Annotated in this window: 27 protein-coding genes, 1 tRNA gene and 1 pseudogene; 10 read left to right on the plus strand and 19 right to left on the minus strand. The window is 70.5% G+C overall.

Annotated features, from left to right (window positions below; genetic code table 11):
* Positions 1 to 22: 22 nt before the first annotated feature.
* Together OWR29_RS17375 and OWR29_RS17380 are read right to left on the minus strand one after the other, a co-directional pair.
* Entirely contained in the window at positions 23 to 1,132 is a 1,110-nt protein-coding gene (locus OWR29_RS17375; protein ID WP_267563933.1) for a hypothetical protein, read from the minus strand.
* Positions 1,101 to 2,141: a helix-turn-helix domain-containing protein gene (locus OWR29_RS17380; protein ID WP_267563934.1), complete on the minus strand. Its 1,041-nt coding sequence runs from the start codon at positions 2,139 to 2,141 to the stop codon at positions 1,101 to 1,103. Before OWR29_RS17380 ends, OWR29_RS17375 begins: the two co-directional genes overlap by 32 nt.
* Positions 2,142 to 2,447: 306 nt before the next feature.
* On the opposite strand from OWR29_RS17380, the gene OWR29_RS17385 reads away from it, so the two are divergent.
* Both OWR29_RS17385 and OWR29_RS17390 read left to right on the plus strand, forming a co-directional pair.
* On the plus strand, positions 2,448 to 2,699 hold the full coding sequence (locus OWR29_RS17385; protein WP_267563935.1) for a hypothetical protein: 252 nt from the start codon (positions 2,448 to 2,450) through the stop codon (positions 2,697 to 2,699).
* A 46-nt stretch (positions 2,700 to 2,745) separates the two neighbouring features.
* Complete coding sequence (locus OWR29_RS17390) at positions 2,746 to 3,216, plus strand: GNAT family N-acetyltransferase (protein WP_267563936.1); 471 nt, start codon at positions 2,746 to 2,748, stop codon at positions 3,214 to 3,216.
* Here the strand turns inward: OWR29_RS17390 and OWR29_RS17395 are convergent.
* Positions 3,213 to 3,764: a hypothetical protein gene (locus OWR29_RS17395; RefSeq protein ID WP_267563937.1), complete on the minus strand. Its 552-nt coding sequence runs from the start codon at positions 3,762 to 3,764 to the stop codon at positions 3,213 to 3,215. The two genes, OWR29_RS17390 and OWR29_RS17395, sit on opposite strands and share 4 nt — an antisense overlap.
* 101 nt (positions 3,765 to 3,865) lie before the next feature.
* Here OWR29_RS17395 and OWR29_RS17400 point away from each other — a divergent pair, with 101 nt between their 5' ends.
* Together OWR29_RS17400 and OWR29_RS17405 are read left to right on the plus strand one after the other, a co-directional pair.
* A complete protein-coding gene (locus OWR29_RS17400; protein WP_267563938.1) occupies positions 3,866 to 6,529 on the plus strand; it encodes an ATP-binding protein in 2,664 nt (887 codons plus the stop codon).
* A 43-nt stretch (positions 6,530 to 6,572) separates the two neighbouring features.
* Positions 6,573 to 7,115 carry a DUF3558 family protein gene (locus tag OWR29_RS17405; RefSeq protein ID WP_267563939.1) on the plus strand — a complete coding sequence of 181 codons (543 nt, stop codon included), beginning with the start codon at positions 6,573 to 6,575 and terminating at the stop codon, positions 7,113 to 7,115.
* Between the two features lie 2 nt (positions 7,116 to 7,117).
* Here OWR29_RS17405 and OWR29_RS17410 read toward each other — a convergent pair whose 3' ends face one another.
* The 3 genes from OWR29_RS17410 to OWR29_RS17420 are packed head-to-tail and all read right to left on the minus strand — an operon-like array spanning position 7,118 to position 10,067.
* Positions 7,118 to 7,750 (minus strand): response regulator, encoded by a 633-nt coding sequence (locus OWR29_RS17410; protein WP_267563940.1) that lies wholly within the window; start codon positions 7,748 to 7,750, stop codon positions 7,118 to 7,120.
* Positions 7,750 to 8,898: a sensor histidine kinase gene (locus OWR29_RS17415; RefSeq protein ID WP_267563941.1), complete on the minus strand. Its 1,149-nt coding sequence runs from the start codon at positions 8,896 to 8,898 to the stop codon at positions 7,750 to 7,752. The genes OWR29_RS17410 and OWR29_RS17415 overlap by 1 nt, the downstream gene beginning before the upstream one ends.
* Positions 8,895 to 10,067, minus strand: a complete 1,173-nt coding sequence (locus OWR29_RS17420; RefSeq protein ID WP_267563942.1) for a DUF418 domain-containing protein — start codon at positions 10,065 to 10,067, stop codon at positions 8,895 to 8,897. Before OWR29_RS17420 ends, OWR29_RS17415 begins: the two co-directional genes overlap by 4 nt.
* Before the next feature lie 179 nt (positions 10,068 to 10,246).
* On the opposite strand from OWR29_RS17420, the gene OWR29_RS17425 reads away from it, so the two are divergent.
* Positions 10,247 to 11,083 carry a hypothetical protein gene (locus tag OWR29_RS17425; RefSeq protein ID WP_267563943.1) on the plus strand — a complete coding sequence of 279 codons (837 nt, stop codon included), beginning with the start codon at positions 10,247 to 10,249 and terminating at the stop codon, positions 11,081 to 11,083.
* Positions 11,080 to 11,994, plus strand: coding sequence for a hypothetical protein (locus OWR29_RS17430; RefSeq protein ID WP_267563944.1), 915 nt, complete (start codon positions 11,080 to 11,082; stop codon positions 11,992 to 11,994). The genes OWR29_RS17425 and OWR29_RS17430 overlap by 4 nt, the downstream gene beginning before the upstream one ends.
* A gap of 9 nt (positions 11,995 to 12,003) precedes the next feature.
* On the opposite strand, the gene OWR29_RS17435 is transcribed toward OWR29_RS17430, so the two are convergent.
* Entirely contained in the window at positions 12,004 to 13,569 is a 1,566-nt protein-coding gene (locus tag OWR29_RS17435; protein WP_267564424.1) for a tetratricopeptide repeat protein, read from the minus strand.
* 76 nt (positions 13,570 to 13,645) lie between these two features.
* Here OWR29_RS17435 and OWR29_RS17440 point away from each other — a divergent pair, with 76 nt between their 5' ends.
* Positions 13,646 to 14,548, plus strand: a complete 903-nt coding sequence (locus tag OWR29_RS17440) for a hypothetical protein (protein WP_267563945.1) — start codon at positions 13,646 to 13,648, stop codon at positions 14,546 to 14,548.
* Here the strand turns inward: OWR29_RS17440 and OWR29_RS17445 are convergent.
* The 4 genes from OWR29_RS17445 to OWR29_RS17460 form a co-directional block, all read right to left on the minus strand.
* Positions 14,545 to 14,724, minus strand: coding sequence for a DUF4236 domain-containing protein (locus OWR29_RS17445; protein ID WP_267563946.1), 180 nt, complete (start codon positions 14,722 to 14,724; stop codon positions 14,545 to 14,547). The genes OWR29_RS17440 and OWR29_RS17445 overlap by 4 nt on opposite strands.
* Before the next feature lie 64 nt (positions 14,725 to 14,788).
* Positions 14,789 to 15,244, minus strand: coding sequence for an RrF2 family transcriptional regulator (locus OWR29_RS17450; protein ID WP_184956002.1), 456 nt, complete (start codon positions 15,242 to 15,244; stop codon positions 14,789 to 14,791).
* Between the two features lie 65 nt (positions 15,245 to 15,309).
* Positions 15,310 to 16,161, minus strand: a complete 852-nt coding sequence (locus tag OWR29_RS17455; RefSeq protein WP_267563947.1) for a helix-turn-helix transcriptional regulator — start codon at positions 16,159 to 16,161, stop codon at positions 15,310 to 15,312.
* Positions 16,162 to 16,347: 186 nt separating this feature from the next.
* Positions 16,348 to 16,779, minus strand: a complete 432-nt coding sequence (locus tag OWR29_RS17460; protein WP_020514863.1) for an SsgA family sporulation/cell division regulator — start codon at positions 16,777 to 16,779, stop codon at positions 16,348 to 16,350.
* A 276-nt stretch (positions 16,780 to 17,055) separates the two neighbouring features.
* Between OWR29_RS17460 and OWR29_RS17465 the strand changes: the two genes are divergently transcribed.
* Both OWR29_RS17465 and OWR29_RS17470 read left to right on the plus strand, forming a co-directional pair.
* Positions 17,056 to 17,457 (plus strand): TIGR02611 family protein, encoded by a 402-nt coding sequence (locus tag OWR29_RS17465; protein ID WP_267563948.1) that lies wholly within the window; start codon positions 17,056 to 17,058, stop codon positions 17,455 to 17,457.
* A gap of 50 nt (positions 17,458 to 17,507) precedes the next feature.
* Positions 17,508 to 17,579 (plus strand) — tRNA-Val (locus OWR29_RS17470).
* Positions 17,580 to 17,891: 312 nt separating this feature from the next.
* Here the strand turns inward: OWR29_RS17470 and OWR29_RS17475 are convergent.
* Both OWR29_RS17475 and OWR29_RS17480 read right to left on the minus strand, forming a co-directional pair.
* Positions 17,892 to 19,280, minus strand: coding sequence for a hypothetical protein (locus OWR29_RS17475; protein ID WP_267563949.1), 1,389 nt, complete (start codon positions 19,278 to 19,280; stop codon positions 17,892 to 17,894).
* A gap of 131 nt (positions 19,281 to 19,411) precedes the next feature.
* Entirely contained in the window at positions 19,412 to 19,942 is a 531-nt protein-coding gene (locus OWR29_RS17480; protein WP_267563950.1) for a hypothetical protein, read from the minus strand.
* Positions 19,943 to 20,409: 467 nt separating this feature from the next.
* Between OWR29_RS17480 and msrA the strand changes: the two genes are divergently transcribed.
* Positions 20,410 to 20,922 (plus strand): peptide-methionine (S)-S-oxide reductase MsrA, encoded by a 513-nt coding sequence (msrA, locus tag OWR29_RS17485; RefSeq protein ID WP_267563951.1) that lies wholly within the window; start codon positions 20,410 to 20,412, stop codon positions 20,920 to 20,922.
* Here msrA and OWR29_RS17490 read toward each other — a convergent pair.
* The 6 genes and pseudogenes from OWR29_RS17490 to OWR29_RS17515 all read right to left on the minus strand — a co-directional run bounded on the left by OWR29_RS17490 (position 20,919) and on the right by OWR29_RS17515 (position 24,932).
* Positions 20,919 to 21,341, minus strand: coding sequence for a VOC family protein (locus OWR29_RS17490; RefSeq protein ID WP_267563952.1), 423 nt, complete (start codon positions 21,339 to 21,341; stop codon positions 20,919 to 20,921). The two genes, msrA and OWR29_RS17490, sit on opposite strands and share 4 nt — an antisense overlap.
* Positions 21,342 to 21,380: 39 nt before the next feature.
* Positions 21,381 to 21,890 (minus strand): GNAT family N-acetyltransferase, encoded by a 510-nt coding sequence (locus OWR29_RS17495; RefSeq protein ID WP_267563953.1) that lies wholly within the window; start codon positions 21,888 to 21,890, stop codon positions 21,381 to 21,383.
* A gap of 32 nt (positions 21,891 to 21,922) precedes the next feature.
* Positions 21,923 to 24,028 carry an EAL domain-containing protein gene (locus OWR29_RS17500; protein WP_267563954.1) on the minus strand — a complete coding sequence of 702 codons (2,106 nt, stop codon included), beginning with the start codon at positions 24,026 to 24,028 and terminating at the stop codon, positions 21,923 to 21,925.
* Between the two features lie 165 nt (positions 24,029 to 24,193).
* Positions 24,194 to 24,298, minus strand: a pseudogene (locus OWR29_RS17505) (helix-turn-helix domain-containing protein); the annotation flags it as partial.
* Complete coding sequence (locus OWR29_RS17510; RefSeq protein ID WP_267563956.1) at positions 24,295 to 24,714, minus strand: PIN domain-containing protein; 420 nt, start codon at positions 24,712 to 24,714, stop codon at positions 24,295 to 24,297. The pseudogene OWR29_RS17505 and the gene OWR29_RS17510, both read right to left, overlap by 4 nt.
* Complete coding sequence (locus OWR29_RS17515) at positions 24,711 to 24,932, minus strand: type II toxin-antitoxin system VapB family antitoxin (protein WP_267563957.1); 222 nt, start codon at positions 24,930 to 24,932, stop codon at positions 24,711 to 24,713. Before OWR29_RS17515 ends, OWR29_RS17510 begins: the two co-directional genes overlap by 4 nt.
* Between the last annotated feature and the right edge of the window lie 11 nt (positions 24,933 to 24,943).

Raw genomic sequence — 24,943 nt, forward strand, 5'->3', positions numbered from 1 at the left:
GCATCGCGCCGCAACACCACGGTCAGGAGGTGAGGTGGGCCCGCGCCTCGTCGATGGTCAGGCCCACCGGCAGGCCCTCGATCCAGGAGCGCCACATCTGCCGGTCGACCTGCCAGGTCTTCAGGTAGCCGACGCATTCCTCCGCGGTGAACTGGTGCAGGCTGGTCCGGGCGGCGTGCAGCGCCTCGGCCATCTGCATGCGGCGGAACACCGAGATGCCGGGCGTGGTCTCGAGCCGGCTCAGGACGCCGGCGATGAACTGCCCGCGGTCGGCCAGGAAGGCTTCCCAGAAGTGGGTGGTGGCCGCCTCGTCCAGCGAGCGGCCGTCGTCCAGCAGGGAGAACAAACCCTCGGCCAGGCAGTCGCCGAACTCTTCGGTGGCGGCTCGGTTCTTCACCGCGTACGGGTCGAAGCGGGCCTGGCTGAAGGTGCCGTAGACCGCGCAGCGGGCCAGCCCGTCCGGGTCGAGCAGGAAGAACCAGTCCTCGTTGTAGATGGTCGCGAAGAACGACGTGGCCCGGCTGCGGCGGAACAGCATCGCGCCGGAGCCGATGAACGTGCCTTGCTCGCCGCCGGTGTCGCGGTGGGCGTGGCACACTACCGAGTTGTCGGGGAAACCCACGTTGTCGAGGCCGACCACCTCGTACTCGTCGAGCAGCGCGGCCGCCCGGCGCACTTCGGAGGCGTCGCGGATGTCGATGTCGTCGTCGAGGAAGAGCACCCTTTCCCAGCCGGCCATCCAGGCCAGGGCCAGGCCGAAGTTCCGCTTGCCGGGCGTGTCGGTCCGGCGCCTGAGGTCTTCGGGGAGCAGGCCCTTCGTCTCGAGGACCGGCACATTGCTCTTCGGCGGCGACTCGACGGCGAACACCGCGACCCCGGCCCCGGCCGTGTGGGCCAGCACGTCTTCCGGTTTCGCGTCGAGGCTGCACAGCACCAGCAGCGGACAGCCGAGCTCGGCGGCCAGCCGGGTCGCGTGGTTCAGGCTGCCGGCCGGGCGGGCGGCGGGCACGATGATGGCGTCGACCTGAGCCTCGGCCTCGGCCGTGGCGACCTGCTGGAGGAGCCGCCGGTGCGTGGCCCGTTGCCGGGGCTGCCGCGCGTCAGTGGGCGGCAGCACCGCTGGAGCGGTCATGCTCGGCCTCCGGCCACTCGTGTAGACGAATGTCGTCCACAGTCCAGTCGGGGACGACAACTTCATTGGCGACGATCTTCACGCGGCAGACGATGCTATAGGTGTCGGCGCCGTGAAATCTACGGTCGACGTAGGCCGCGTTCCGCTCCTGGATCTTCGGATCGGTCAGGGCCCGGACGATTCCGTAGCTTCCCCGGCTGTACATGCCGTTGAAGAATGTCAGTGTTCGCTCACGATTATAGGGATTTGGCGCGCGCAGATAGTGGGCCACGTCCTCCCGAAGAGTGGTGCCGCGCTGGTCACGCCGCAGCTTGGGGGCGAGTTCGACGCGCCGCCCGTCCGCGTAGCCGACCGAGAACGAACCCGTGTCCTGGAACGTCGCCCGGCGCAACTGCTTCACCGGCACGTGGCTGAGGTCGGTCAGGGTGGCCTCGGTGACCTCGTTGAAGTCGACCCCGCCGAGCGCGATGAGATGTGCCGTCAGGTCGTCGGTCGACAGTTCACTCGGGACGCCGACGGTGGTGGGGTTGGTGGGGTTCATGCCCCGGATGAACGACAGCAGCTCGATCAGGGCGTCGAGGTCGGCGTACTTGTACGCGTCCACGTAGTCGGGACCCTGCGGCTTGGAAACGTCGCCGAACTGGTCGCGTACGTGTGAGGGCAGTTCCGACGGGACGATCGTGATCGCCTGGCCGGGCGGGAACCGCAACGGGTGCGGCAGTTCCGGCTCGATCTCGCTGCTGCCGCGCAGCCTGTGCAGACCCCGGCGCAGTACGTCGTAGGTCTGCCGCTCGTCCGGACTCAACTGCTCGGGGGTGGGCAGCGTGGAACCCGGCTCGGCCAAGGCGAAGTAGCGCGCGTAGTCGTCCAGGCGTTCCGGCGGCGGCACGACGCCGTGCTCCCACGACGAGATCAGCGGGACGCTCACCCCCAGCGCACGCCCGAGCTGCCGCTGCGTAAGGGAGCCGCGAAGCTCGCGCAGCCGGTCGGCCAGCGTCACAGCGGGCATCGGCGCCGTTCCCTTCAGTCAGCTTCAGTGCCATGCTGAAGTTCCGCCTGAAGGATAGACCTTAACGCCGGGAAAAGCATGAGTGAAGCCGAATGAAGCGTTGGCGTGTCGCGCGAAGAGACCGGAAATTGACGGTTGCCGACGCTACTTCAGTGAAGTGCTGAAGTTTAGGCTGAGTCTACAAGAGGCGCTGAACCTCCCGGCGCCGACAGGGCGAAACCGATGCCCGGCCATCGCCCGCTCTCCAGCCAGCCCGCCCCGAAGAAGCTCAGACGCGAACCGGCTCTTTGCAGGGAAGGCAGACTCATGTCGACACTCGTCCCCTTGGCCGCGGCGGCCGGCACCACTCCCGAACTTCCCACCGACCTGATGAGCACCATCGCGATCGCGGTCGCGATCATGTTGCTCGGCTTCGCCTTCAGCTGGGCGCGCTCCGTACTGGTGGCCGTCTGGCAGATGACCCGCATGCTGCTGAGCTCGCTCGGCGTGGTCGTGCTGCTCTTCCTCTCGCTGGCCGCCCTGGTCGGCGCCGTCTTCGTCTCGATGGTCAACCACTGACCAGACCCGGATCGCGGCGCAGCCTTTCGTGGGTTTAGCTGTGCGGGTGGCAGTCAAGATCCGCGCCGCCCACCGCGACGACCTCGATGGGCTCGCCGCTTCCCTGGGCCCCGCCCACCACGAGTTCTTCCTGAACCGCTACCCGTTGCAGGACAAGGGTCTGGGCGAGATCCTGCTGGCCTTCGAGGACGGTCGCCCGGTCGGCGGGGTCCTGCTCAACTGGGACCTGGCCACCGAACCCGAGGTGCGCCGCCACCTGGCCGGCGTGCCGATGATCCAGCACCTGCACGTCGACCCCGCCCGGCGGCGCCGCGGCGTCGGCACCGCCCTGCTCCGCGCGGCGGAGGCCGGCCTGCGCGTCCGCGGCCACCGCCGGGTGCTGCTCGGCGTGGACCAGTCCAATCCGGTCGCCCGCGACTTCTACCTGCGGCTCGGCTACGTGCAGCCGGCCGAGCCCGACCTGCGCAACCTGCAGGCGCCCAGCGGCGCGTACGACATCCTGGTCGCCGAGCTCTAGCCTTCGCTGCAGGTCCACTTCACGGTGCCGCTCAGGGCGTCGCCGGGGAGGCCGCCGGGGCCGGTGGTGGCCAGGCTCTTGAAGGTCCAGGTGCCGCCGCCCTTGGCGTCGGTGGTCACCTTGCTCGACGTCGAGTCGGGCCAGGTGCCGTAGACCTTGTTGTCGATGGCGATGCTGGGGCGCGAGCCGGGGGCCGTCAGCTGGTCCTTGGGATAGTCGCCGGCGCCGGTGTAGTCGTCGATCCAGAGTTCCAGCGTGACCTTCTTGCCGTCGACCGGGCCGTTGTAGAGGCCGGCGATCGCGTAGAGCGTCTTGTCGTCCTTCGTGCTGCCCTTGGCGTAGGCGGCGCAGCTTTCGTTGAAGGTGCCGTTGAGCGTGGGCGCCAGGGCGGTCTGCTTGCCCTTCAGCGTCTTGGCTCCGGTGACGTCGAAGGTGACGGTCACCTGCGGGCCGAGCGAGAAGCCGGCGTCCTCGTCGGCCGCGGCGGCGTTGTCATCGGCGACGGAGCCGCACGCGGTCAGTGTCGCCAACACGATCGAGGTCAGCATCGCCGTACCCAGTGATTTTGCGCTTACCATGTCCCCACTCCCTGTCCGACCTGTGCGGGAAGCCTGACCGGCACCGCCAAAAAACCACCAAAGAGGCGCGGGTGCGGTTCGAGGTTCTGGGGCCGGTACGGGTGTTGGCGAACGACGGCGAGGCGGCCACCCTGGCCCCGAAGCCCCGGGCGCTGCTGGCCGTCCTGCTGGCGGCGAAGGGCCGCCCGGTCACGGTCGAGAGGCTGCTGGGCGAGCTGTGGCCCGAGGGCGCACCTTCGACGGCCACAGCGACGCTGCAGATGCACGTGTCGGCGTTGCGCAAGGTCGTCGGCGAGCGGGTGGGCACGGCCCCGGGCGGCTATCGGCTCGATCTGGCCGGGGCCACCTTCGACGCCGCCGAGTTCGAACAGGGCGGCGACCTCGCGTTGTGGCAGGGCGACGCGTACGAGGGGGTGGCGGCCGGACCAGCCGTCGCGGCCGCTGCGGCGCGCCTGACCGAGCTGCGCCTGGCCGCCCGGCAACAGTGGGCGCAGCAAGCTTTGGCCGACGGCAAGCATGTGGCCGCGGCGACCGAACTGGCCGCGTGGACGGCCGAGCAACCGACCGCCGAGGGCCTGGTCAAGCAGCTCATGCTCGCCCTCTACCGGTCCGGCCGGGCCGGTGATGCCCTTTCCGCGTACGACCGGACAGCCACCGCCCTGGCCGGTCTGGGCGCCCGTCCCGGCCCCGACCTGGACGCGCTGGCCGCCGCCGTCCGCCGGCAGGACCCGACCCTCGACCGGCCCGCGCCCGGCGTGCCCGGCCGGCGCAACCGGTTCATCGGCCGCCGGGCCGAGCTCGACCGGGCCATCGACCTGCTCGGCTCGGCCCGCCTGCTCACCATCGTGGGGCCGGGCGGGGCCGGCAAGACCCGGCTCAGCCAGGAACTGGCCCGTGAGGTGGCCGCCGACCACGACGCCGTGCACGTGGTCGAGCTGGCCGAGCACCGGGACGGTCCGCTGGCGGCCCGGCTGGCCGCGGCCACCGGCATCCGTGAGGAGCCCGGCACGCCGGTCCTCGAGACGGTGACGCGCCAGCTCGCGGGCCGGGTGCTGCTGGTGCTGGACAACTGCGAACACGTCCGGCCCGAGGCGGCCGAGCTGGCCCACACCCTGCTGGCGCAATGCCCGGGTGTACGCGTGGTGGCCACCAGCCGCGAGCAGCTGGGCCTGAGCGGTGAGGTGATCTTCTCGCTGGGCGGCCTGGCCACACCGGAGCCGGGCTCAGCCGATCAGACCGACGCCGTACGGCTGCTGGCCGACCGGGTCGCGGCGGCCCGCGGTGGCGCCGGGCTGGCCCCGGCCGAGCTGGCGGTGGCGGCCGAGCTGTGCCGCCGGCTCGACGGCCTGCCGCTGGCGATCGAGCTGGCCGCGGCCCGGCTGCGCGCGCTGCCGCTGTCCGAGATCGTGTCCCGCCTCGACCGCCGGCTCGACCTGCTGACCGGCACGTCGCCGGTGCGCCGGCACCAGACCATGCGGGCGGCCATCGACTGGGGCTACGAGCTGCTTGACGTACCGCAGCAGGAACTTCTCCGGCGGCTCGGGGTCTTCGCCGGCGGGTTCGAGCTGGCCACCGCGACCGAGGTGGCCGGGGCCGATCCGCTCGACCCGCTCACTCAGCTGGTCGACCGGTCCATGGTGGAGTGGCGGGACGGCCGCTACCGGCTGATCGAGACGATCCGCGAGTACGCCCGCGAGCGGCTCGGTCCGGCCGAGCGTTCCGAGGCCTTCGTACGCCTGGTCGGCTACTGGACTCGGCGGCTGGCCGAGCCGCCGCCGGTCGACGGTCCCGCGCACACCGAGTGGCTGGCCGGAACGGCGGCCGATCACGACACGATCGTGGCCGCCATGGACTGGGCGCTGCGCGAGGGCGACCCGGCCGACGGCCTGCGGATCGCCGCCGCCATGTGGTGGTACTGGTGGGTCTCGGGGCGCATGGCCGAGGGCCTGACCTGGCTCGACCGGGCCCTGGCGGCCTCGGCCGAGCCGTCCGCGCTGCGGGCCCGGGCGTTGCGGGCGGCGGCCGCGCTGGCCCGCAACTCGGGCGACCTGGCGGCGGCCCGGCGGCTGGGCGAGGAGGGGCTGGCCGTGTTCCGCTCGCTCGACGACCGGACGGGCACCATCGCCGCGCTGAACAACCTGCTGATCACCGCGCAGGCGCAGGAGGACTACCCGGCCTCGCTCGCCTTCGGGCACGAGGCGCTGGACCTGGCCGAGCAGGCCGGGGACGCCCGGATGGTCGCCGCCGCGTCCAACAACACGGCCGGGACGCTGCGCTGCATGGGCCGCCTCGACGAGGCCGAGCCGCTGTTCATCCGGGCGCTGGACGGGTTCCGCGCGCTCAACGACCGGCGCGGGGAGGCGGCCGCGCTGTCCAACCTGTCGACGACCGATCGGCGTCTCGGCCGCTACGCTCCGGCCCGCAAGGCGATGCTGGAGGCGCTGGCGGTCTACACGGAGCTGGGAATCGCCGAGGGACAGCTGGACGCGGTCGAGGGGCTGGCGCAGCTCGACATCCTCGAGGGGGACGCCGAGGGTGGGCTCCGGCTGCTGGCGGTGGCCGAGCGAGAACGTACGGAATTGGGCGCACCCAGCTTCACGCCGGACGAGATCGCCGACCGCGACCAGGCCGAGGCGGCCGCCCGGGGCGCGCTGAGCCCGGCCGAGGTGGCCCGCGCCTACCGATCGTCCGCTGAAATGTCCCTCGACCAGGTGGTCGCCGCGCTGCTCGGGTGAGGCCTTTGGGGTTTCTTTGGGCCCGGGCCGCAGAGTTCTCCCCATGAGAAGAAGCCTCGTCGCCCTGGCCGCCCTCGTCGCCGTCTCGCTCACCTCCGGCTGCAGCCTCCTCGAGTCGGCGACCGCCGCACCGAAGACGCCGGCGCCCACCGCCACGGCCGGCTCCGGGGCGGATCCCTCGCCCACCGCCGAGTCCGGCTTCGGCTCGGTGAAGGACGAGGGCGACATCCCCGACCCGTGCACGCTGCTCTCGAAGCAGGAGGTCATGGAGCTGACCGGGCGCGAGGTCACCCAGATCGACGAGGACGGCGGCGACCCCGGCGACATCACCCGCTTCTGCCAGTGGCAGCAGTCGGGCGGCCAGCTGGCGGTCTTCCTGAGCCGCACCACCCCGGCCGACTTCGAGGTCACCGTGGCCGAGGCCGAGCCGGTCGAGGGCGTCGGCGAGGACGCCTTCGTGCACTCCGGCCACCTCTACGTGCTCTACGGGACCGTCCAGATCGACGTCTATTCGCGGGGTGGCTCCGACGCTGAGAACCTGGCGGACGCCAAGAAGGTCGCGAAGACTCTCATCCCGCTGATCTAGCACTAGAGGATGCCTCGGCGGTGGGCGGCCGACACCGCCGAGGCCCGGTCGGGCACCTCGAGCTTGGCGTAGATGTGCAGCAGATGCGTCTTCACCGTGGCCTCGCTGATGAACAGGGCCGCCGCCGTCTCGCGGTTGGTGCGGCCCTCGGCCACCAGGGCCAGGATCTCGCGTTCGCGTGAGCTGAGCTGGGTGGTCGGTGCGAGCTTCTTAGGCCGTACGCGGGCCAGGAGCACTGCCGCGACCGTCGGCGACAGCACGGTTTCTCCGCGAGCCGCTGCCCGCACCGCCCGGAACAACTCTTCCCGCGGCGCGTCCTTGAGCAGGTAGCCGATCGCGCCCGCCTCGACCGCGGGCAGCACATCGGAGTCGGTGTCGTGGGTGGTCAGCACGAGCACCCGGGCGGTGGGCACGCGTTCGAGCAGCAAGCGGATCAGCGTGCCGCCGCTCGGCTCGGGCAGGCGCAGGTCGGTCAGCACCACGTCGGGCCGCACCGCCGCGACCACGGTCAGCGCCTCGGAGCCGGTCGCGGCCTCGCCGGCCAGTTCGAAGTCGGGCTGGGTGCCGAGCATGCCCCGCAACCCGTCCCGCACGACGGGGTGATCGTCGACCACGACCAGCCGCAGCGCCGCCATCACGCCGCCCCGATCGCCGGCAGCGTCACGTTGACGGCGGTGCCGGCGCCCGGCGACGACTCGATCGCCACCGACCCGGCCAGCGCCTCAACCCGCTGGCGCAGCGCGACCAGCCCGAACCCCTCGGCCGCGGGCACGTCGAACCCGGCGCCGTCGTCCCGCACGTCCAGCACGATCACATCCTCCATGTAGGACAGCGTGACGTCGGCCCGGCCGGCCCGCGCGTGCCGCCCCACGTTGGCCAGCGCCTCTTGGGCGGCCCGGAGCACCGTCACCTCGACCTCGGGATGGGCCGGCACGGGGGTGCCGGTCACGGTGAAGCTCGCGGGGACGTCGTGCTGCCCGCTCCAGGCGGTCACGGCCAGCCGTACGGCGTCGCCCAGACGCGCGTCCTGCAGCGGGCCCGGCCGCAGCGCATCGATCGAGCGGCGCACCTCGGCGAGGCTGGTGCGGGCCAGCGTGCGGGCCGTCTCGAGCCGCCGGGCCTGCGCGGGCGGCAGGTCGCCGACCGCCTCGAGCTGGGTGACGATGCCGGTGAGCCCCTGGGCCACCGTATCGTGGATCTCGCGGGCCAGGCGGGCCCTTTCCTCGGCCACGCCGGCCTGACGGCTGAGCCGGGCGTTCTCGGCCGCCACGGCGACCAGCTCGCTGTTAACCTCGCGCCGGCGGATCGCCTCGCGTTCCATCAGCCGGATCATCGTGCCGAACAGCCCGGCCAGCGGCGTGATGATGGCGACGTTGATCAGGAGCGAGGTCAGGTTGGCCTCGGACGCCACCAGCAGCGGGATGTTGGCCGCGAGCAGGCCTCCATAGGCGTACCACCCGGGCAGAGCGACGAATGCGAGCACATAGCAGGCGGGCACGAAGAGCTGGAACGCCTCGTCGAGCCGCAGGAACAGATAAGTGGAGCCGAGCACGCCGGCGAAGTAGACCGCCATGAGCCACGGTCGGCGCTCGGGCCACTGCGGGTGGGCCAGGACGAACCACCAGTGCCAGACCGCGAAGCCGGCGACCACGGCCAGGACGTGCGGCCCGCTGCCGTTGATGAGCGCCAGCCCACACGCGACGACCAGCAAACCGTACGGAAGCAAAGCCCACGCCTGGTTCCACCGGTGTTCCCGGCGCAGCTCCTCCACGGTCGTGGTCACACAGTCATCTTGCCGGTCCGGTACGACAATTTCCGCAACCCGATCTCGGCCGGCCCCCGCCGCCCAGCCCGCCGCAGCAGGTCGGACAGCACGACCGAGACGAGCCAGGTGCCCAGCGCCAGCAGGGCCACGGCGGAGGTGCTGATGGTCGCGCCCAGCCCCAGCGTCCACGGCGCGAGCAGCGCCACGAAGACCACCGACTGGAACAGGTAGCAGCTGAGCGACCGCTGCCCGGTGGCGGCCAGCGCATTCACCACCCGGCCCCGGGCCCGGATCGCGACCAGGCCGATGAGCGCCGCGTAGCCCAGACCGCCGACGACACCGGTCACCGCGTGCAGCGCCGAGATCCCCCACAGCGCGAAGGTCGTGGACGGCGTCCAGAAGTGGCCGACCGCCAGCCCCGCCGGCAGGCCGCCCAGAATCGCCGTCGTCAGACCCACTATTGCCGTACGCGTGAGGAGCGCACGATAAGAGGCCGGGTCGGCCAGGATGCGGCGCCGGGCGGCCCACGTGCCGACCAGGATCGCGCTGCCCACGCCGAGCACCCCGGCCGGCGTCATCAGCCACTCGAGCGGCCGCAAGGCCATGGCACGCAACGGATCCGCCGTCTCGAACGACCAGAAGAACGAGCGCTGCCCGGACGGCGGAGCCATGTAGGCGGCCCCCTGCACCAGCGCCACGACCACCAGCCAGCAGCCCGCCGCGATCAGCAGCTTCCGGTCGCTCACCTGCGTGAGGGCGACCAGGACGAAGCCGGCCACGCCGTACAGCCCGAGAATGTCCCCCGGGAACAGCAGCAGGGCGTGCGCGAACCCGAACGCGACGAGCCACCAGCTGCGCCGCCGAAGCAGTCGCTTGGCGTCCGCGAGCGACGCCCCGGCGGCGCGCTGCCTCTGCAGGATCTGCACCACGCCGTACGCGAAAAGGGCCGCGAACATCGGGTAGGCGCGGCCGTCGACGGCGGTCACCGTGACGACGCTGACGATCCGGTCCACGAGCCCCGGCTCGACGATGTGCTGCCGCACCCCGTACGGCCTCGCATACAGATAGACGACCGAGTTGGCCAGCGCGATCAGCGCCAGCATGAGCCCCCGCGCCAGGTCGGGCGCCAGGTCCCGCTCCCGCGCTCCGACCGGCCCGGCCATGGCAGTTCCCCGCTTGACAGTCATGCCTCCAGGTTCGGGCGTCCACCCCTGGCCCGAATCGACCGATGTACCGCTCCCCCGCCTCCACCGCCGCGCCCGCGGATCCACCGATCGACGGATGGTGGCGCCGGCCGTCGCGCACCCGACATCGGCCTGCCCCGGCCTGTGGTACGCAGGCGGAAGCACCCCCGAGGGGAGCGGCCATGTCCGTGGATCGCCGTCGTATCGTCGCCGTCATCGCCGCGCTCGCGGTCCTCCTGGTCGCGGGCGTGATCTGGCTGGCCCGGCTGGTGACCGGCGACGGCGGACGGGCCGAGTTCGTGGCCGGCCCCGCCGCCTCCACGACCACCACGACGCCGGCCCCGGGCGACCCGGCCTCGCTGCCGACCGAACTGGTGGCCACGTCTTCCGGGCCGGAACCGACGCGCGCCCGGGTGACTGACGACCCGGACACCCCGCGGACCGAGACAGCTCCGCCGCCGGGACCGACTGTCACCACCACCCGGCCCCGCACCGCCGAACCGACGCGCTCTCCGGGACTCACTCCGCCGACCACCCGCGCGACGACCCCGCCGCCTCCGCCGGTGCCGACGCACGCCATCCAGGTCGGCGGGGCCACCCTCGACAACGACAGCCCGCGCGGGTGGTGCGCGATCTTCGACAACCGCGGACTGGGCATGACGGTGACCGTGACCGGCGTGAACGTGACCGGCCGGCTGCGGGTCGAGGCCGGCGAGTGTGCCGGGGACGACAACGTCAAACCCCGCCGGGCCTGCCGGCCGGGCCTGCGGCTGCCGACCGGCGACGGCTGCTTCGCCGAGACCATCGCGACCACCGAAGACCCGGACAACTACCCCGGTGTGGTGACCCTCGGCTTGCGCGCCCGGTGCACCTCATTAGCACCCGCGGCCTGCGACGTTCCCGTGCTGCGCGCTTCGCCGCCGACTTCGAGCCGTCCCGCCGTGCTGGAGTGGACCGACAAAGGCCGCGACGTCTGCTACCGGGTGGGCTCCGACCACCTCTGCAGCGACGACGAATGAACCGCCTGACCCGCCGGAGCCGCGGCACGCCACCCGCGGACCCGGCGCCGGACTGGGGCACGCGGATCAAGGACCTGGCCGCCCTGATCGCGCCGACCACGGCGATCACCGCGCTGCTCATCTACTTCGGATACGTCGGCACCCGGGCCCGCTTCGCGTACTTCGGGGTCAACCTCGACCTGACCGAGATGAGCAATCAGAGCCTGATCCTGTACGGCCTCGAGGTGATCTACGTTCCGGCCGCGGTGTCGCTGGTGGTCGTGCTGGTGGCCGCGATCTGCCACGCGCTGATCAGCCGTCTGGTTCACGCGGCCGGCCGTTCCTGGACCGCCCTCGGCTTCGCCGGCGTCGCCGCGGTGGCCGGGTTGCTGCTGCTGGCCCGCGGGGTCATCGGGCTGCTCATCTTCCGGGTGTCGCAGTCCGAGCGGCCGCTCACGAGCCCGTTGACGCTCGCCGTCGGACCGGTGCTGATCCTGTACGCGGCATGGGCGGCCGGCACCGTGCTGGCCCGCGGCGAGAAGAGCTTCGCGCGGTGGTACCAGGGCGCCGGGATGATCCGGTTGCGCCGGTTCGTGGCTGCGACCGTGGCCGGGCTGGTGCTGGTCGCGCTGTTCTGGGCGGCCAACGGGTTCGCCGGCGCGTTCGGGTCGGGCCGGGCCGTCCAGGACGCACTGGATCTGCCCGGCGAGCCGGAGGTCGTGCTGGACACGCGGGAGCAGTTGATCGACGTGCCGGCTGGGATCACCGAGGCGCCGCTGCCGGGCAAGGAGTTCCGCTATCGCTACCGCGGGCTGCGCCTGCTGCTGGCCGCGGGCGACCGGCTGTTCCTGACCCCGGCCCACTGGACCACCGAGAGCCGGACGCTGGTGGTGCCCTATGACGACCAGGTACGACTCCAGCTCGACCCGTGACGGCCGGGCTCAGCGCTTGGTGCAGACCGGGACCGAGCGGGCGATGTTGTTCGTGGAGTAGGCCACCGAGATGGTGAAGCAGTAGTTCAGCTGCTCGTTCAGGCCGTACACGACGTAGTCGGCGCTGCCCGCGGGCAGCTGCTGGAACGGCTTCTGGGGCTGGCCGGCGCGACCGCCGGAGACGAGGATCGGGCCCTCCGAGTTCTTCGGGTAGGTCCACTGCAGAACCACGTTGTCGCTGTTGTCGCGCAGCTTGACGGCGGTGGGGGCGCCGGGGTCGGCCTTCGGCGGCTTGGTGGTGGGAGCGGCCGAGGACGCGGCCGGAGCGGGCCCGGACGCCACCGGGGCCGTGGTGGCCGGGGCGGCGGGCGGGTTCTCGTCGCCGTTCGCGTCGGGCAGGGTGAGCGCGACCACGGCGACGGCGGCGGCCACGCCGGCCACCAGCACGGCGGCCAGCAGGAACGGCTGACGGCGGCGGCCGGGGGCGGTGGGCTCGGGCTCCGGTCGTACGGGAAGGCGTCTCTCGGTGTTGGGCGGGAGCGTGTAGGTGCTGGCGGGGGCCGAACCGACCGGCTGCGGGCGGCCGTCGGGACCGTAGTCGGGGGCGCGGCGGCCGGGAACCGGCGGCGGCGTGTCGGCCCGCTCGTGCCGGCCGGTCAGGTCGCCCGCCTCCTGATGCACGTCGGCCAGGTAGAGCGGCTGCTGGTAGACCGTGCCGTTGGGGTCGGTGGGGCGGTTGTCGGGCGGCGGCTGGGCCGGGTCGCCGGACGACTCGGGCACCGTGGGGCGGCGCGGGAACGGCAGCGTACGCACGCCGGGGGCGCCCACCGTGGTCACGCCCGGGCCGTCGGACTGCTCGACGCGGCCGCAGACGTGCTTGCCCGAGGCCGGGGCGGCCGCCAGCGCAGCGACCTGGCGGACCAGCGGGTGGTCGGACGGCAGGTACCGCGCGCACAGCTCTTGCGCCTGGGCCAGGTGTTCGTGGGACTCGGCGTCACGGCCGCACTCGCGTTCCATGGCGCCCAGGCGGGCCAGCATCTTGATGCCGGGGGCGGACGCCTCGCCGTAGCGGCGGACGTGCCGGCGCCAGGCCGCCGTGAGCCGGGAGCGGGCCGCCGTGCAGTGGCCGGCCGCGTGTTCGGCGGTGGCCAGGTCGGCCTCGGCCGCGAGCACGCGGGGCGAGTCGGGGCCGTCGATCTCGGTGAGGTCGCCGACCAGCTGGCGGTAGACCTGGGCGGCCCGGCCGAAGTGGCCGACCCGGTGCAGCACCGCGGCGTGGGTCGCGGCCGCTCCCACCGTACGGTCGTGGTGCGGGCCGTGCAGTCGTTCCTCAGCCACATGGGCGTACTCGGCCCACATGCGCGCACCGTGGGCTTCGCCCAGCGCGATGAGGACGCGGGCGTGCAGCGCGGCCGCCAGGGCCAGGTCGGCGGTGGCGTGGCGGGGGTCGGCGGCATCGACCGGATCGAGCACGTTGGCCAGCACTCGGCGCGCGCCGGCCAGGTCGCCCTCAGACGTCAGAGTCTGGGCGCGAGCGGTCAGTTCGGCGAGCTGCGGAGGGGCCACATTTCCCATAGTGCTCACGTGACCACTGTAGGTACAAGTGCAAGGTTGCGAAGTCCTCGCTTCTCGGACAATGTAGAACTCGCATATGACGTCCTCATCGATCGCCGCGATCAAGCGGGAACTGCTGGTCAGGCACCTCGAGGCCTGGGCCCCCGCGGCGCTGCACCGTGCCCGCCGGGTGATTTACGCCCACGGGTACGCCGATGCCGACGGCGGCGCCCCGGTCGAGGCGGCCATGCGAGTGCTGGCCGAACAGTCGGATCTCGTCCGCGGCCGTGAGCTGATCATGGTGGCCACGGGCGCCGACCTGGGGGCGATCGACCCGAGGCTCAAGACCATCCAGGCCGAGTCGGGGGCCGGCACCGGATTGGCCGTCCACACGATCTCGGGCGGAACCGACGGACGGCTGCCGGTCGGACTGAAGGCGGTCGGGGCTCAACGCGTACCTGTGCTGGGGTTTCTCGACGCCGCCGAGGGTGAACCGCCCGCGCCGGCCACCACGGCCGCGCTGACCGCCGGCAAGCCGGCCGAGATGCTGCTGGTGCTGCCGCCGGGCGCGTCGGCCGAGCCCTACCGCGCCGGTTGGCCGCTGTTCACCCAGGTCGAACTGGCCGAATCGGACGATCCAGGCGAACTGCTGATCTACGCCACCACGGCCGGCAAAAGCCTCGAAGGCTTCAAAGAGGCCCTGTGGGCGGTCGACGAGTTCGCCGGCGTCCGCTATCGCGACCCGGGCGACCCGGAAAGGCACCTGATCGACATCTCGCTGACGCCGCACCCGGGCCCGTTGCGGCGCGAACTGCTGGCTCACCTGACCGAGGCGGGCCCGGCGACGGTGACCGAGTTACGAACGTACGCGCTGACCGAGACGGTCTATCGGGCCGCCGACGCGACCCGGGTGCTGCACACGCTCGTCGACGCGGGAACGGTCACCCGCCGGCCGTCGACCGGACGGCTCGGCGGGGACGTCGTCATATCGGTTGCCTAGGAGCGGCTCTTGTCCTGCTTCCACGAGAACGGGCCGGGCAGGTCGTAGCGGTGCGCGCGGCTGCGCGAGTTCCACGACCAACGGCCGATCTTGAGGCTCCACGACGAGAAGCCGTTCTCGGTGAAGTTCAGGACCAGCGGACCGATCTTCTTGCGTTTGCGGAAAACGACAGGCATCGGAGCTCCCTCCCAAGGTGCGTCGGATAAGAGATCGATTCCCGATTGGACAAATCGGCAAACGTCAGCGCGGCTGCCACGCGTCGGGGCGCGTGGTCAGCTTGCGGACGTGAGCCGGCATCCGACCGCTGATCAGCTCGGCCAGATTCACCTCGTCGACCACTTCGCGTACGGCAGCCCGGACAGCGACCCACAGATTGGGCAGATTCTCGGCCGCGCCGGTGTACCGCGTCTCTTCCGGACGCAGGCCGCGCACCCCGGCCAGCGGCCCGTCGACCGCGCGCAGGATCTGACCGATCGTCACATCGCGCGGGGACTGTGACAATGTGTAGCCACCCTCCGCACCGCGCTGGGCTCGGACGACGCCGGCCCGGCGCAGATCGGCCAGCACCGCCTCGAGGAACTTGCGGGGCATTTCCTGGTCTTGAGCGATGGCTTGGGCGGACATCAATGCCGGGTAGGCCCTCGCCAGGCTGAGGGCGGCCCGGACCGCGTAGTCGCCGCGCGCGGAGATCTGCACCCATTCATCATGCCCTCTCCGCGCCACAGAGTCGCACATACCCCACGGTTTTGTGGGAATTACGCTCAGTCAGATGATCGTCGCTGGGCCGGAATGGCGGCGTGCGGCTCGGCGGCCGCCTCAGACCGGAAGTGACCGGGGCTCATTCCGACCTCGCGGTGGAAGAAGCGGCCGAAGTTCGTGGGCTCGGGGAACCCCAGGTGACGGCCCACCTCGGCCACCGACAGCGGCGTACAGGCGAGCAGCCGGCGAGCCTCGAGCGCGACCCGGTCGTCGACCACCTGCTTGGCCGTGCGCCCCGTCACCGACAGGCAGGCCCGGGTCAGCGTACGGACGGAACAGCCCAGCTCCTCGGCGTAGTCCTCGACCCGGCGGCTGTGCGGATGCCCGGCCTCGAGCAGACCCCGGAACCGCGTATACGTACGGCTCTCCGGCCCCGACGGCTCGGCCGAGGCCATCAGCGCTATCCGCAGCAACAGCACGCGCAGCTGGTGACGCAGCAGGTCGGCCGCGATCGGGCCCGGCCGGTGACGTTCACCGTCGACCGCGAGCTGGGAGAACTCGCTGATCACGGCGTCCTCGTCCTCGCCGCGCAGCTGCCAGCGGCTGCTCAGATACTCCTCGTCGCCGGCCAGACGCGGGTCGAAGGTGACGACCGAGGCGATCAGCCCGTTGCGACCCACCCGCAGGGCCTGGCCGGGACGGATCCAGAGCAGGGTGCCGGGCCGGCACGAGTGCCCGAAGAAGTCGACCTCGACCGTGCCGTGACCGGCCGTGGCCAGCAAAAGGACGTGATACGGAAGCCGGATCGGCGGCTGGGCCGAGGCAGCGTCCAGAGCGCACGTGCCGACGCCCGCCCAGCCGGGTGGGCGGAACGTCGTCGTCGCGGAGTCGATCCGCGGAGCCGCAATGGACATCGGGCTGACGGTAACTGGCTCTGACCAGCGATGCACCCGTTGAAACACAGCTTGAGCGAATGGGCATCGCCGGGCGTGAATTCTGGTAGCCAATGTCCGGTTATGGACGTTAAGTTCGGTATATGGAAAAGCGACCCGTACGGACCGGCAGTGTCCGCGCGAGTCGCTCCCCATCGCATTCGTTCGTTATCGGCCCGCCAGCAACCGATTCACCGCCGCATCGACGTCCAGATGTTCGGATTCCCGGCCCCGCGGCACCACCACATAGGTGCGACGGAGGAATCGGACAAGGACGCTGCGAGGCACCTCGAACAGCGCATTGCCGTCCGGAGACGACAACGCGAGGGCCACGAAGTCGCCCCGCGGCGTGGCCCACGGCCACACCCGGACGTCCCCGATACCCGCGGGCTCATCGAGCCCGGTCACGAGCAGTTCCCGCGCAAAGGACCAGCTCACGGCTTCCCCACCGGCTGATTCTGCGTGGAACAACACGTGGACCGCATAAGGGTCGGCTGGGTCGTACCGCAGACTGGCGCGCACGGGCAGTGCCGTGGCGTCAGGCGCTACGAGCCGCAGCGAGGTCTCGACCTCGACGGTCGTTGGACGAATGGTACTCATGGACGAACTCCCCCCGGCACCGCTGCGAGGCTGGTGAACCCCGCGTTTCCCATACTCAGGTGATCCCTGTCGTTACGCTCCGCCATACGCTGATCTCACCCAGTAGTGGGAAGACGGTTCCGAAAACCCATTAGCACAAGACGTAAAGCGATATCTTGTCCTGTTCTGCCCAAGTACTCGGTTCCGCCCGGCGTCGGGTGGTCCAGCAGTTGACTTACTCCGGTAACGTCCATTCCTCCCGGGTAGTGACGGGGCTCCGGGACACTGGGGGATGAAATGACGACGAAACCCGACCACGAAGAAGCCCGCCCGGGTGTGCTGGACAAGATCCGAGCCAACCCGACGGGCAAGCTCGCCCTGAAGATCTCGGTCGCCGTCCTCGGCGCCATCGTCGTCGCCGTCGGCATCGTGGCGATCCCGCTCCCCGGCCCCGGCTGGGCCATCGTGATCGGCGGCCTGGCCATCTGGGCCATCGAATTCGCGTGGGCCAGACACCTGCTCGAGTTCACCAAGAAGCACGTCCTGGCCTGGACGCACTGGATCGGCCGCCAGTCATGGCCGGTGAAAGGACTGGTCGGCCTGGCCACCTTCATCTTCGTGAGCGTGGTCGTCTACTTCTCGGTCAAGCTCAGCTTCGACATCGACCTGATCGACAAGGGGCGCGAATGGCTGAGCTGACCCCTGCTCGCGGTTGGGGGCGGCCGTCTAGTACAGTCTGACTTCGTTGAGGGCGATTAGCTCAGCGGGAGAGCGCTCCGTTCACACCGGAGAGGTCACTGGTTCGATCCCAGTATCGCCCACGAGTCGGGGGCGGCAGTGTGTCTGCGGAGTGCGCAGACCTTGCCGCCTCGTTCCTTTCGCGCGACTTCGTCGCGCAGGCGGGGGCTTCGCCACCCGCACCCCCGCTGCCGGTCATCCTGTGGATTCGGGCTGGGCTGGAAGGTGGCTTCGCCACCGGGTGGGCTCGTTGCGACTTCGTCGCTTGAGCCGGAACTTTGCCGGGCCGGCTTCAAGCCGCGGGCGGCTTGAAGCGGCCTCGCCACGCGATAACTGGACGCCCTCGCCAACTACCGCGCCGTCTTCGTCACCCGGGTGGGCGATCTTGGTTGTGGTCAGTCTCCGCCCAGCAGCTTCTTGGCTCGGCCGAAGGCCTTCAGGCCTAGGCGGCCTGCTGCGTTGACGCCCTCTGCGCCTGCGTTTACTACCTTGCTGCCTGCTTCGGAGGTGGCGTTCAGGGCGGCGGCGCCGGCTGTGGTGGCGGCGTCGAGGGCCTTGCTGCCTGCTTCGGTTGTCGCGGTCAGGGCCTTGCTGCTTGCTTCGGTCGTGGCAGTTAGAGCTGTGGTGCCGGCTGTAGTCGTGGCGGTCAGGGCTGCTGTGGTGGCTGTGGTGCCGGTGGTCAGGACTCGGTTGCGGGCGGCTGTGGCTGCGTCGAGCCAGCGGCGGGCGTCGCGGGTCTGGGATTCGCGGTCGTGGCCCAGGCAGGTGTGGAAGTGGATTACCGCGGAGCGGATGTGGTTGGTCGAGTGGACCAGCGCGGGTGAGGCGGTGGGGTTCAGGATCAGCTTGGCGCCGGTGTTGGCGGTGGTCGCGGCGGCGTCCAGGCGGGCCAGCAGGCGGTCGGTGGTCGTCGCGATGATGGCCAGGCGGTTCTCGCGGCCGGTCCGGATCGCCACGCGGTGGTTCTCCAGGTCGTCGGGGGTCGTGTCGAGCACTCGGTCGAGTTCGAGCACGGCCACTGCGTCCTGCAGCTGGAAGCAGCGGGCCAGGACGGCCAGCCACTCCCCGATCTTGGTCTCGGCCTTCTTCGAGGCCTGGGCCAGGTCGCCGATCCCGGCCCGGGTGTCCAGGGTCTCGGTGACGGCGTCGATCTGGCGCAGCGCGTACGCCTGGACGCTCGCGAGCGGAATCGGGGTGGCCTGAACCTTCGACCAGGTGACCTCGGAGACGTGGCCGACCCGCTCGCGGATCGTCAGCGCCTCGTCGATGACCAGCTCGACCCCGATCATGTCGGCCACCACGGCGTCGGTCTGGGCGCGGAGCACGGCGTCGACCTTGGCGTCGATCACGGCCAGGTACTCGGTGATCTCCTCCATGCTCTGCTTCATGGCGAGCTGAGCCATGAGCCCGGCCGCGCCGGTGAGCATCGCCGGGTTGGTCAGCATCGCGCCGGGCGTCCGCACGATCTCGAGCAGGCCGGTGATCTTGCCGTGGTCGGTCAGCACGGCCCGGCTGAGACCACTCTCCGAGCCCTTCATCAGCTCGTACTTCTTCATCTTCTGAGCCGACTCCGCGGTCAGCTGCACCCAGCGACCCGACTTCTCACTCATCTCGGCGCCGGCCTTGGCAATCTTGGAGCCAGTGCCCAGAGCGCTCGTGAGGCGCTTCAACCCCAGGTCTTTCGACGGCAGACTCTCGGCCGCGAGGAACCGCTCGACCGCCGCCGGGTGCCCGATGACCGCCAGCCCGTCCCCGTCACTGATCAGCTCGATCTCGTTCTCCACCGCCGGCTCCCCCAGATAAGCGCACGAATCGTCTGACGTTAACGGCAGCCCCGTGCGCCCCACCATGGCCCGCTCGTCCCAATGATCTTGTCCGCCCGGCCTGATCGCCTTGCGCCGACAGTTCGGCTTCGTCAGCGACCCGTCAGGCGACGGAAAAGTCGCACGATCGGGGCTTCCTCGCGCGGCACGATGCCGAGGTAGGCGACCGGAGTGACGCGCACATCGAACAGGCGACGGTCGAAGTAAGAGACCCAGCCGTTCCGGAGGTAGACGCAGTCCCCCGGAGCAATGGCCAGCCCGTAGGGGCTCTGCCAGACCGAGACCTTCCACGGCTGATCCGGCGGGTGCACGTGAAGGATCGACCCCTCGGGCTGAAGCCAGCATCCGCTGGCGATGAGCGGAGCCTGGGGCGATCGGAGCGCGAATACCAGCCCGGGCTTGGCCCCGAAGGCTCCGCTGATCGCAGCAGGAGCAGACGGCACCGGCACCGGCATCCGCATCGGCGCGGTACCAGGACGGGGTGCCTGCTTGGTCTCGCCGGCTGTGCAGGGATGCTTGGGCCACGGCGGACCCAGTTCGTCGAAGTAGACCCTGCTGCCGTACTCGTTCGCGTAGAAGTAGACGGACGCTCCGCAGACCGGACAGGTCGCGTTGGGTCGCACCCATCTCTCTGTCACGCGCCGGGTGGGCGCCGGCCGGTAGGGCCTCGACCGGGTGAGCCACGAGGCCGAATTCCCGGCCCTTGACCGGGCCGAGCCACGCCGGACATCGTGGGGCGATACCCAGTGACGCTGCCCGTTGCGTCCTCGACGCCAGTGACCGCGACGTCGGTACCTGCCCAATGATCACTCCCGAAGCAACCGTTTACTTTCAACGCAGGGTAATCGGGTACCTACGCTCTCAAGATCATCCAAACGTTCATACCCGGCCGGTCCATCAGCCTCCCGCATCACCTCCGCATCGACGCATCATCGTGGTGGCGCCTAAGCGGTGTGCGGAGCCGGGGTGAGCGCAGAGCAGGCCGCGGCGTAAGAGGCGCGCGGCAACGGTGACGGACGTGACAGTAGCCGTGGAGCGGTCGGCGGGTAACTCTTGAGGGCGACCATCAGCTAGCAAAGAGGTGAGCGGTATGGCTACTGAGAAGGCGATCCTGGCCGGTGGCTGTTTCTGGGGCATGCAGGATCTGATTCGGCGGCGGCCCGGCGTGGTCTCGACCCGGGTCGGCTACACCGGCGGGAACGTGGCCAACGCGACCTACTACAACCACGACGGGCATGCCGAGGCCATCGAGATCACGTTCGATCCGGCCGTGACGTCGTACCGGGATCTGCTCGAGTTCTTCTTCCAGATCCACGACCCGACCACTCTCAACCGGCAGGGCAACGACATCGGCACCAGCTACCGGTCGGCCATCTTCTACGAGACCGACGAGCAGAAGCGGGTCGCCGAAGACACGATCGCCGACGTCGACGCGTCCGGGCTGTGGCCGGGCAAGGTGGTCACCGAGGTGACCGCGGCCGGCCCGTTCTGGGAGGCCGAGCCCGAGCACCAGGACTACCTGGAGCGCATCCCCGACGGCTACACCTGTCACTTCCCCCGCCCGGACTGGAAGCTGCCGCGCCGCGCCGCGTCGGCCAGTTAGGCGGCGTGGCAGACGGCTTCGAGGTTGATGCCGTGCGGGTCGAGCACGAACGCCCCGTAGTAGTCGTCGTGGTACTCCGGATGGACCGCCGGCGCCAGCAGTGACGTGGCGCCAGCGGCCAGCGCCGCCTCGTAGAAGGTGGCCACGTCGTCGCGGCTGTCGACCGTGAACGCGACGTGCATGTTGCTGCCCACGGTGCCGCCGTCGATGAGCCAGAAGTACGGCTTCACGCCGGCCAGCCCGAAGCCGGTCATCGCGGTCGGCTGGTTCGGCGTGGCGTTCGGCGGGATCTCGAGCATCTTGGTGATCCCGATCGCCACCAGCACGGGCTCGTAGAAGCCCACCGCGGCCTCCAGGTCAGGCACGGCGATGTTCAAGTGGTCGATCCGGGATCCGGCGCGGTCGATCGAGGAAGTCATGACCCCACAGTGCCCGCCATTGCGGCCATTACATGACCTTTAGGCGGCGACCTCGTAGAGGTGCTCGGTTCCGTCCTCCTCGTCCCACTGCTCGCCGACGTGGGTGAAGCCGAAACCGGCGATGGTGGCGAGGGAGGCGACGTTGTCCGGCCTGATGCTGGCCCGCACGGTCACGGCGCCCGGCGCGGCGGCCGCCCAGCGCAGCAGCTCGGTCACCATGGCCCGGGCATAACCCCTTCGGCGGTACGCCGGGTCGGTGCTGTAGCCCATCTCGACCATGCCGTTCTCGTCGGGCGGTCCGTGGAAGCCGGCCGCGCCGACCACCGCCCCGTCGGGTTCCGAGACGGCCGCGCGCACGATCCACTCGGCGGCGCCCGGGTCGGCCGCGATCTGGTCCAGCCGCATCCGCCACAACCAGGTGATGTCGTCGCTGAGAAACCACTCGGTCAGCGGCACTCCGGTGGCCGCTCGCGCGGCGTCGAGGTCTCCGGCGAGCAACGCGGACAGCACAGCTGGGGGCAAAGGCACGAAACGCACACGTGTTGGCATCGCGCCGATCGTCACACGAGCGTCAAACCGATTTACGCGCCGCGCTGCAGGGGCAGGTCGTCGGCCCGGGTGATCAACGTGTCGCGGTGCTCGTCGTCGCCTCGGACCAGGGCGGCTATGTATTCGCTGGCCTCGGCCGAGAGGGTGCTCAGGGTGGGGGCGGCGGGCTGCCGGGTGATGTAGCCCTGCACGTGGCGAATGCGCTGCTCGTAGATCTCGCGCAGGGTCAGCGGCGACTCGTCGTCCACGCCCTCGACGATGACCACGCGCGGGGCGTGCCCGGCGTACCGGGCCGTGTCCATGACCAGCGAGAGCTCCTTGGCCGCGAGCGGGTGGTGCAGGATCGCCCGGTCGACCTTGATCTGGGTGAGCGGCAGCTCAGCCATGCGCGACAGCGACGCGTACCCCTCGCCGAAGTCGTCGACCGCGAACGCCACGCCGACGTCGCGGGCGATCGCGGCCAGGCGGTTGTGGAAGTAGGCGTGCGGCGCCTCGGCCCACTGCTCGCCGCGGCGAGGCTCGATCGGGTCCTGCTCCGAGATCTCCAGCGTCACCGTGCGCGGGTCGATGGCGAGTTCGGCGATCGTCGTACGCAGGACATCGACGTACGCGTCGCTCAGCAACGACCGTACGGCGACGTTGATCGAGACCGGCTTGGGCTGAGCCCAGGGGCCTTCGGCATGCGCTTGCGCGTACGCACGAAGGGCCATTCGCAGAATCACCTTGTCCCGCTCGACCACGAACCGGTCGCCCCACACCTCGGCCAGCCGCAGCATGGCGACCGGGGCGCGCTGGTCGCTGGGCGAGCGCCGGGCCAACGCTTCGTAACTGTGCACGCCGACGCGCCGGGCGGTCTTACCGAGGGTGACCACGGGCTGGAAGACCACGCAGTACGACTCGAGGACGCGCTGATAGAGCTCGAAGCAGTGCTCGTAGAGAGGCACGGGCAGCCGGCCGAACGCGCCGCGCAGAGCGGTCAGAACCTCGATCTCGGCCTCGTCGGGTGACGCCGCGAAATCCGTACGCCAAATCGTCTCGAGGATTTTGGCCAGCGGCTGGCCGAGCCCGAGCAGATCGACGGCCGGGTCGACCAGCGCCAGCAGTAGGGACCGGCCCTCGGCGTGGCGCAGCGGCACACACAGCACGGTGTGGTGATCGTCGTGCACGGTGTGACCGAACCAGTCGGCGCCGGGCGGGAAACGCAGCATCGGGCGGATCACGTCGAGGTCGAAACGCTTGGACGAGTCGATCGTCTGGAAGCCGTTGGGCGTGTACTCGAGCAGCGCCGTCGAGTGGGCGTCGGTGGCGGCCCGCAGGTATTCGACGCGGGAGGGCGCGGCCGATCCGGCCTCGGCCCGGCTGCCGGACGAGCGCGGGGCGGCGTGCCGGGGCATCCGGGCGTGGTGGGTCAGGCGGCCGATCAGGTGCAGGATGTCGCCCGCGGCGGCGTCCATCGGGTTGGCCAGCGGCCGCGAGGCGGGCAGTCCGGTCTGGTCGGCCGGCCCGGCCAGCACGACACCCTCGCCCCACGGCGGGCTCATCACCCGCGGCGTCAGACCCTGGTCCCGTACGGCTTGAGCCAGCGACCCGAACGTGACGGACTGCTGCCTACGCAGGGTGGCCAGAATGTGTGCGGTCAGCACGCCGTGGCGGATGACCGCATCCTCGCGGCCGGCCGCGTCGCCCGCATAGGACGCCAGCGCGCTGTAGGTCGGGCGAAGGAACTCGGGCTCGTCCCCCACCGCGTCGATGATCAGCACCGCCGTGCCAGGAAAGAACTCCAGCACGTCCCGCTCGAGAAAGGCCATCCGAACCCCCGAATCGGGATTTTCGGAAAGGGCCGATTCGTCGAGATCGTGGGTGATCAGATACGTATCGGCGCCGCGACTCCACTCCGGCGTGACAGTTCCGCCCGCGAAGTAGACAACCAGGACATCCGATTTGCCGGCCCGCATGACAGCCTGACGCAGCGTCGCCTTGATCTCACCAGCGGTGGCGTCAGCCCCGGTGAACAGGCAGGTCTCGAAGCCCTCGGCGGCGAACTGATCGCGCATCGCCTCGGCGTCCCGCTCGGCGAAGCGCAGGCGAGAACCGGCGTCGTCGACGCCCACCATCACCGCGAAGCGCTGATTCGCCATCCAACGCCTCCGGTTTCGAGCACTCCCGCAGTGGAGTGCTTCCGAGTGCGGCGTCCGCTGATGATAGCGACCCGGACGCCCCAATCAAATCGATCACCAGTGAGGCAATGCCCACCACTACCGCTTCTCATGCCCCCGGGGGTCGGCTGTCCGATCATCTGGGGGCACTTCGGCCAGCAACTTCCGTTTTCCCTCGGCGACGGCCTCTTCCCCGCCGGCACGCTCGACGTACTCGGCCCGGATGTCCTGCCAGCGCGAGTAGCCCTTCATTTCGGCTCCTGTTCTCGGACCCGGCGCTCGGCCAGGTCGGGCAGATGGCGGGCGGCGGTGACGAAGTCATTGTCGTCGTGCAGAACGATGAGCCCTCGGGCGGCGGCACAGGCGCAAATCAGCAGGTCGACACAGGAGAGAGAACGGTGGGCGCCCGCTTTGAGCAACTTGTGTTGCGCCGACTCGACCCACTGCCAGGCCGTCTTCGGCACACCGACGTCGGGGTACAGGTCGGCGAACATGGTCGTCATCTGCTCGTACTCGCCGGAGTTGCGAGCCGAACGGCGGAACTCCGTGCGTTGAGGGTGACACGACCCGATCGCGTGTTCCGAGATCACATCGGCCCAGCGCTTCTTCGTGCCCGGATCGCGGAGGATTCGCCAGGCCGCGGACGAGTCGACCAGGTATCTGATCATTCCGGCGGCATCTTGCCGGCGGCGTTCATCTGCTGCCAGCCCTCGTAGTCCCAATGCTGAGCGGCCGCCAAGTGTTGTTCGAGGGCGGCGATGCGACGGTGCCGGGCCGCGTACTCGCGAAGGGCCAGGTTGACCGTCTCTTTCTTGCTCTTGGCGCCGGACAGCCTCATGGCCTCGGCCAGGGCGTCGTCATCGAGGTCGATCTGAGTAACCCCCACCGGAGCCTCCC

The organism is Paractinoplanes pyxinae (assembly GCF_026626335.1).
Lineage (GTDB): Bacteria > Actinomycetota > Actinomycetes > Mycobacteriales > Micromonosporaceae > Actinoplanes > Actinoplanes pyxinae.

What these genes read in the sequence shown, in the direction of transcription:
- OWR29_RS17375 (WP_267563933.1), bottom strand. Translation starts at nt 1,132, where the DNA reads ATGACCGCTCCAGCGGTGCTGCCGCCCACTGACGCGCGGCAGCCCCGG.
- OWR29_RS17380 (WP_267563934.1), bottom strand. Translation starts at nt 2,141, where the DNA reads ATGCCCGCTGTGACGCTGGCCGACCGGCTGCGCGAGCTTCGCGGCTCC.
- OWR29_RS17385 (WP_267563935.1), top strand. Translation starts at nt 2,448, where the DNA reads ATGTCGACACTCGTCCCCTTGGCCGCGGCGGCCGGCACCACTCCCGAA.
- OWR29_RS17395 (WP_267563937.1), bottom strand. Translation starts at nt 3,764, where the DNA reads ATGCTGACCTCGATCGTGTTGGCGACACTGACCGCGTGCGGCTCCGTC.
- OWR29_RS17405 (WP_267563939.1), top strand. Translation starts at nt 6,573, where the DNA reads ATGAGAAGAAGCCTCGTCGCCCTGGCCGCCCTCGTCGCCGTCTCGCTC.
- OWR29_RS17410 (WP_267563940.1), bottom strand. Translation starts at nt 7,750, where the DNA reads ATGGCGGCGCTGCGGCTGGTCGTGGTCGACGATCACCCCGTCGTGCGG.
- OWR29_RS17420 (WP_267563942.1), bottom strand. Translation starts at nt 10,067, where the DNA reads ATGACTGTCAAGCGGGGAACTGCCATGGCCGGGCCGGTCGGAGCGCGG.
- OWR29_RS17425 (WP_267563943.1), top strand. Translation starts at nt 10,247, where the DNA reads ATGTCCGTGGATCGCCGTCGTATCGTCGCCGTCATCGCCGCGCTCGCG.
- OWR29_RS17430 (WP_267563944.1), top strand. Translation starts at nt 11,080, where the DNA reads ATGAACCGCCTGACCCGCCGGAGCCGCGGCACGCCACCCGCGGACCCG.
- OWR29_RS17435 (WP_267564424.1), bottom strand. Translation starts at nt 13,569, where the DNA reads ATGGGAAATGTGGCCCCTCCGCAGCTCGCCGAACTGACCGCTCGCGCC.
- OWR29_RS17440 (WP_267563945.1), top strand. Translation starts at nt 13,646, where the DNA reads ATGACGTCCTCATCGATCGCCGCGATCAAGCGGGAACTGCTGGTCAGG.
- OWR29_RS17445 (WP_267563946.1), bottom strand. Translation starts at nt 14,724, where the DNA reads ATGCCTGTCGTTTTCCGCAAACGCAAGAAGATCGGTCCGCTGGTCCTG.
- OWR29_RS17455 (WP_267563947.1), bottom strand. Translation starts at nt 16,161, where the DNA reads ATGTCCATTGCGGCTCCGCGGATCGACTCCGCGACGACGACGTTCCGC.
- OWR29_RS17460 (WP_020514863.1), bottom strand. Translation starts at nt 16,779, where the DNA reads ATGAGTACCATTCGTCCAACGACCGTCGAGGTCGAGACCTCGCTGCGG.
- OWR29_RS17465 (WP_267563948.1), top strand. Translation starts at nt 17,056, where the DNA reads ATGACGACGAAACCCGACCACGAAGAAGCCCGCCCGGGTGTGCTGGAC.
- msrA (WP_267563951.1), top strand. Translation starts at nt 20,410, where the DNA reads ATGGCTACTGAGAAGGCGATCCTGGCCGGTGGCTGTTTCTGGGGCATG.
- OWR29_RS17490 (WP_267563952.1), bottom strand. Translation starts at nt 21,341, where the DNA reads ATGACTTCCTCGATCGACCGCGCCGGATCCCGGATCGACCACTTGAAC.
- OWR29_RS17495 (WP_267563953.1), bottom strand. Translation starts at nt 21,890, where the DNA reads ATGCCAACACGTGTGCGTTTCGTGCCTTTGCCCCCAGCTGTGCTGTCC.
- OWR29_RS17500 (WP_267563954.1), bottom strand. Translation starts at nt 24,028, where the DNA reads ATGGCGAATCAGCGCTTCGCGGTGATGGTGGGCGTCGACGACGCCGGT.
- OWR29_RS17510 (WP_267563956.1), bottom strand. Translation starts at nt 24,714, where the DNA reads ATGATCAGATACCTGGTCGACTCGTCCGCGGCCTGGCGAATCCTCCGC.